Genomic DNA, 4,986 nt, shown 5'->3' with positions numbered 1-4,986 from the left:
TCTGGATGGCGGCCGGAACGGTCCCCTACATGATCAACTTTGGGCTCTCCATCCTGAGGCCGCAGACCTTCCTCGTTTCGGCCTGCCTTGTCTGCGCCATCTCCTCCGTGCTGACCGGGACCTCCTGGGGCTCGGCAGCCACCTTCGGTGTGGCCTTCATGGGCATCGGACACGGCCTGGGCATCTCCCCCGCCGCCACGGCGGGCGCCATCATCGCGGGCAGCTACTTCGGCGACAAGGTCAGCCCCATCTCCGACACGACGGTGCTGGCAGCGGCCACCGCGGAGACCGACGTCGTCGCTCACATCCGGTCCATGCTGTGGACCACCGTCCCCGCGTTCTGCATCGGCCTCGCCGTCTACGCCTGGGCCGGCTCCAGCGCTGCGGAGACCATGGACATGACCCGCATCAACGAGATCGTGAACGCCATCAACGGCTCCTACAAGCTCACCCCCCTCGTCCTGATCCCCGCCGTGCTCCTCCTGATCCTGGCCTTCATGGGCTTCCCGACGATCCCCGTCCTCTGGGCCTCCATGGCCTCGGCCGTGCCGCTCGCGATGATGCAGGGACACGGGCTGTCGGATATCGTCAAGATCATGGCAAGCGGCCCCAAGGCGACCACGGGGCTGGAGGTCGTTGACAAGCTCCTGAGCCGCGGAGGCCTCTCCTTCATGTCCTCCTCCGTGACCGTCGTGTTCTTCGCCTACATCTTCGCGGGACAGCTGGAGTGCACGGGCACCATCCGGGTCGTGACCTCGGCCATGAAGGAGCGCTTCATCCGGAGCAGCGTCGGACGCCTCGTGTTCTCCACCTCCCTGACGGGGATCATCACGGCCCTCGGCACGGGAAACTCCTACCTCAGCATCATCATGCCGGGGACCATGTACCGGGACCTCTTCGACGACTTCGGCATCCAGCGCCGCGTCCTGTCCCGTACCCTTGAGGATTCGGGCACCGTGTTCGTGCCCCTGATCCCCTGGTCCGCGGCGGGCGTCTACATGTACGGGCTCTTCAACGTCCCCGTATTGGAGTACGCCCCCTGGGCCGTGATGTGCTATTGCGGGTTCCTGCTGGCCTGGCTCTATGCGTTCTGCGGCTTTGCCATCTTTAGGACGGAACCGAAGGGCGGAGCTCAGGCCGGTGGTGCCGAGGGCGCGCTCTGACGTCGCGCAGGACGAGGACGCTCAGATGACGCACCCACTGCTGCTGAAGCACGTCGACCTCTACGCCCCGGAACACATCGGGCTCAGGGACCTCCTGATCCTTGGTGGACGGGTGGCCGCGGCGGAGGTGGACCTCACCGTCAACGTGCCGGACCTTGAGACGATCGACGCCCGCGGGGCCATCGCGGCACCGGGCATCGTGGACCACCACAACCATTTCGGCGGCGCGGGGGGCGAGGGAGGTTTCAACTTCCGGACCCCACCGGCCCAGCTCTCCACCTTCGTGAAGGCGGGGATCACGACCGCCATCGGGCTCCTGGGCACCGACGGCTACAGCCGTTCTCTGACGGAGCTGCTGGCCAAGGCGCGAGCCCTCGACGTCGAGGGCCTGAGCACGTGGATCTACACCGGCGCCTACCAGCTTCCGGGGCCAACCATCACCGGCAGGACGGGCACGGACATCGCCTGGATCGACAAGGTGATCGGCTGCAAGATGGCCCTCTCCGACCATCGCTCCTCCCACCCCTCCCCGGAGGCGATACGGGCCCTGGTTTCCGACGTGCGGGTCGCGGGGATGCTCTCCGGAAAGCGGGGGGTCGTCTGCGTCCACATGGGAAGCGAGGGAACGGGGCTCAATCCCCTGCGGGAGGCCGTCAAGGGGACGGACGTTCCACTCACCCAGTTCATGCCGACCCACGTGAGCCGCTGCCAGGAGCTCCTGGACGACGCGGTCCGCTGGGTTCAGGAGGGGGGAGCCGCCGACCTCACCGCAGACGAGAAGACGCCGGACGCCGTCGCCCAATTCGTCGCCGCGGGGTGCGACCTGTCGCGCGTCTGTTTCAGCTCGGACGGCAACGGCAGCATGCCCCGCTTCGACAGCGCAGGGAACTTCGCGGGGATGGGTGTCGGGGACCCGGCCTCCATCCTGCGCGCCGCGGCGGCCTGCCGGGAGCGGTCCGTCGCCCCGCTCGAAAGGGTCTTCGCCTTCATGAGCGCCAATTCGGCGGCCCTCCTGGGCCTGCCCCACAAGGGGCGGCTTGAGAAGGGCCAGGACGGCGACGTGATGCTCCTCGACGAGAACCTGCGTTTGAGGACCCTCGTCGGACGGGGTCGAGTGATGATGCGGGACGGCGAGGTGCTGGCCCGCGGGACCTTTGAACTCCAGGAAGGGTAACGAACGGGGGAGGGCCTGAGGCCCTCCCCCGCGCTTTTCTCCTCCCGCTCGGCGGAGCGGCTATTTGCCGCCCGTCATCATCAGGGCGAAGACCTTGGCGTTGTTGACGATGTACGGGATCTCCGTGAACTCGTCCGGCTGGTGCGCGACGCCGCCGCACTCCTGGGCCCACACGGCCGCGGGGATGCCGTTGCGGCGGAACACGGCGGCAAAGGTGCCGCCCCCGATGCCCCCCGTCTTCGGCTTCAGGTGCAGGACCTCCTGAACCGCGCCGGAAACCAGGCGGACGATGTCGCTCGACTCGTCCGTCGGCTTGGCCGCGTCGCTGCGGTTGACGTTGAGCTCGATCTTGGCGCCGGTTCGGGCCTCCACGTCCTTACGCACCTTCTCCACCACCTCAAAGGCCCGGTCCAGGTCCACCGACGGCAGGACGCGGCAGTCGAACTCGAACTCTTCGCGTCCCGGCACGGTGTTCGTGTTGGGCACGTTGGCGAAGCGGCGCGTGGGCTCAAAGGTGGACACGGGCGGCTCGAATCGGGCGTCCTCCTCAGGGAAGGCCTTGTGCAGGGCTTCATCGACCTCCACCGCCAAAAGGTTGGCCACACGGCAGGCGTTCAGCCCCTTGTCGGGGATCGCAGCGTGGGTCTGATGGCCCAGCACCGTAAAGCTCAGTTTCCACCCTGCCTTCTCCGCGATCTCGATGAAGTCACCCGCATCGTTGCCGCTGTCCGGCGCGATGACGAGGTCGTCCTCGCGGAACAGGTCGCCTCGCTCGAACAGCGGGATCAGGCCGTGGTGGCTCCCCATCTCCTCGTCGCAGACAAAGGCGAGGTACACCGTGTACTCCGGCTCCACGCCAGCGTTGACCAGGGCCTTCAGCGCGAAGAGCGACGCGATGAGCGCCATCCCGTTGTCGCTGACGCCGCGACCGTAGAGGCGCGAGCCCCGGACCTCCGGCTTGAAGGGGTCCAGAGACCAGACGGCGCGGTCCCCCTCCGGCACGATGTCCATGTGTGAGAGGATGCAGAGGCGGCGCTTCTGCCGTCCCGGCCACTCCAGAAAGAGGGAGGGGCGGTTGCCCGTGGGCGACTTGGGGTCGTCCACGAACTCCCAGCGGACCTTCCCCAGTCCCAGTTCCGCGACCAGCTTCTCGATTTCCTGCGCCTTGGGCTCCTCGCCCGTCCCCCCGTTGTGGGGGGAAACGGCGGGGATCCGACAGATGCGGCTCAGGGCCGCAACCATGTCGTCCCTGAGCCGCTCGACTTCCGTTAAAACCTTGTCGTTCACCAGAAAACTCCTCCCAAAAAGACGCCTACAGGAAGAGCCCGCGCAGCTCCACCACGTCGGCGACGCGCTGGATGGCGGCCATGGTGGCTGCACGGCGCATCGTGACCTTCTTGGCCTCCGCGTAGTCCCAAACGCGCTTGAAGTTGTCCTTCATGATGTGGATCAGGCGGGTGTTGTACTCGTCGGCGGTCCAGAAGAAGCCCTGAAGGTTCTGGGCCCACTCGAAGTAGGAGCCGATGACGCCGCCCGAGTTGGCCAGGAAGTCGGGCACCAGCTTCACGCCCGCGTCCGCCATGATCTTGTCGCCCTCCGGCGTGGTGGGGCCGTTCGCGCCCTCGACGACGTACTTCGCCAACACCTTGCCCGCCGTGTCCTTGTTGATGACGCCGTCGCGCGCGCAGGGGAACAGGAAGTCACACTTCGTGAACAGGACCTCGTCGACCTTCTCGCAGTTCCCGACCTTCTCGAACCCGTTCAGGAGCTTCTTGGGGTCCTTGTCCTTCACCTCAAAGGCCTTCTCGATGTCGATGCCCTTCTCGGAGTAGTAGGAGCCCGTGATGTCGCTGATGCCGACGACCTTAACGCCGTTCTCCTGCAGCGTCTTGGCCGTGTAGCTGCCCACGTTGCCAAAGCCCTGAATGGCGGCGGTCATCTTCGTGGGGTCCTTGCCCAGCGCCTTCATGAACTCAAGGCCGCAGGTCGCGACGCCGCGGCCCGTGGCCTCGTTGCGCCCCTTGGAGCCCCAATAGGAGATGGGCTTGCCCGTCAGGATGCCCGGCTCCAGCTGGCCGTGCATCTTGTTGATGGTGTCCAGGATCCACACCATCTCAGGGCCGCCCGTGTTCATGTCGGGGGCGGGCACGTCCGTCCAGGAACCGATGATGGGGGCGATCCGTGCGGCGAAGGTGCGGGTCATGCGCTCCTTCTCCTTCTTCGACATGTTGAGCGGGTCGCAGCAGATGCCGCCCTTGCCACCGCCGTAGGGGATGCCCGCCAGGGAGCACTTCCAGGTCATGAGCATGGCAAGCGCCTCGCACTCGTCGATGTCCACCGCGGGGTCGTAGCGAAGGCCGCCCTTCGCAGGCCCAAGGGCCGTGGAGTGCTGCACGCGATAGCCCTTAAAAACCTTCACGGAGCCGTCGTCCATCTCGGTGGGCACGGAAACCTCAAGCCTGCGCTCCGCATGGCTCAGGATGGAGATCAGCTTCTCGCTGAGCCCCATCTCGTCCGCCGCGCCATAAAATTCCTGAAGCGCCGTATCCAGCAGTACGTTTTCAGCCTTTCTTCTCTCAGCCATTACGTCATGCACCTCCACAATATTTGAGCTCTCATCGCTGGGAAAAATTAAAGTAATAGATAAAG

Annotated in this window: 4 protein-coding genes; 2 read left to right on the top strand and 2 right to left on the bottom strand. The window is 65.8% G+C overall.

Annotated elements, in window-relative coordinates; translation table 11 throughout:
• On the top strand, window positions 1–1,163 hold a 1,163-nt coding region (locus Q0629_RS02985), incomplete at its 5' end, for a Na+/H+ antiporter NhaC family protein (RefSeq protein WP_298778750.1).
• 25 nt (window positions 1,164–1,188) lie between these two features.
• Entirely contained in the window at window positions 1,189–2,337 is a 1,149-nt protein-coding gene (iadA, locus tag Q0629_RS02980) for a beta-aspartyl-peptidase (protein WP_298778748.1), read from the top strand.
• Between the two features lie 60 nt (window positions 2,338–2,397).
• Here iadA and Q0629_RS02975 read toward each other — a convergent pair whose 3' ends face one another.
• Both Q0629_RS02975 and Q0629_RS02970 read right to left on the bottom strand, forming a co-directional pair.
• Window positions 2,398–3,624, bottom strand: a complete 1,227-nt coding sequence (locus Q0629_RS02975) for a M20 family metallo-hydrolase (protein WP_298778744.1) — start codon at window positions 3,622–3,624, stop codon at window positions 2,398–2,400.
• A gap of 25 nt (window positions 3,625–3,649) precedes the next feature.
• On the bottom strand, window positions 3,650–4,921 hold the full coding sequence (locus Q0629_RS02970) for a Glu/Leu/Phe/Val dehydrogenase (RefSeq protein ID WP_298778741.1): 1,272 nt from the start codon (window positions 4,919–4,921) through the stop codon (window positions 3,650–3,652).
• Window positions 4,922–4,986 lie beyond the last annotated feature (65 nt).

The organism is uncultured Fretibacterium sp., from assembly GCF_938030725.1.
GTDB lineage: Bacteria > Synergistota > Synergistia > Synergistales > Aminobacteriaceae > Fretibacterium.
Note: the sequence above shows the minus strand (reverse complement) of the source record. Positions and strands in the feature narration are given on the sequence as shown.